The sequence below is a fragment of the Pseudomonas yangonensis genome (genome assembly GCF_009932725.1).
In the GTDB taxonomy this organism is placed as follows: Bacteria; Pseudomonadota; Gammaproteobacteria; order Pseudomonadales; family Pseudomonadaceae; genus Aquipseudomonas; species Aquipseudomonas yangonensis.
The window spans coordinates 1-454 of the sequence record NZ_BLJU01000086.1; the positions used below are offsets into that span (position 1 = coordinate 1).

Genomic DNA, 454 nt, shown 5'->3' on the forward strand with positions numbered 1-454 from the left:
CGTCGATGCCCGGCATGCGGAGATCGCTGACCACAAGTCCGGGCCGGCCGGCCGGGATACGCGCAGCCAGGCCCTGGGCGTCGCCCAGGCTGAGGACCTTGGGCCCGGCCAGGTCGAGCGTCTGGCTGAGCGCCTGGCGCAGATGGGCATCGGCGTCGATCAGCAGTACCTGAATGCGGCTGTCGATGGCGCTGTCGCGGGTCATGGCGAAGGAGCCTCAGATGGTTGCAGGTTGCCGCCGGGGCTGGCCAGGCGCAGGGGCAGGGTGATCAGCGCGCCGCCGGCCGGATGATTGGCCAGCAGCAGTTCGCCGGCCAGCGCCCGCACCAGACTATCGCAGATGGCCAGGCCGAGCCCCAGGCCCTGGCCGCTGGTCTCGGCGGTGAACAAGGGCTCACGCGCACGGGCGGGCGCTTCGGCCCAGACGTCCGGGCCATGGTCGCGCAGCCGCCGC

2 protein-coding genes are annotated in these 454 nt (G+C 72.7%); both read right to left on the bottom strand.

The features are described from left to right. Window positions 1-205: response regulator (locus GYB81_RS23595; protein ID WP_368854859.1), on the bottom strand; the 205-nt coding region annotated here is incomplete at its 3' end. Next, window positions 202-454, bottom strand: a 253-nt coding sequence (locus tag GYB81_RS23600; RefSeq protein WP_368854860.1) for an ATP-binding protein, incomplete at its 5' end; no start/stop codon positions are given. The genes GYB81_RS23595 and GYB81_RS23600, both read right to left, overlap by 4 nt.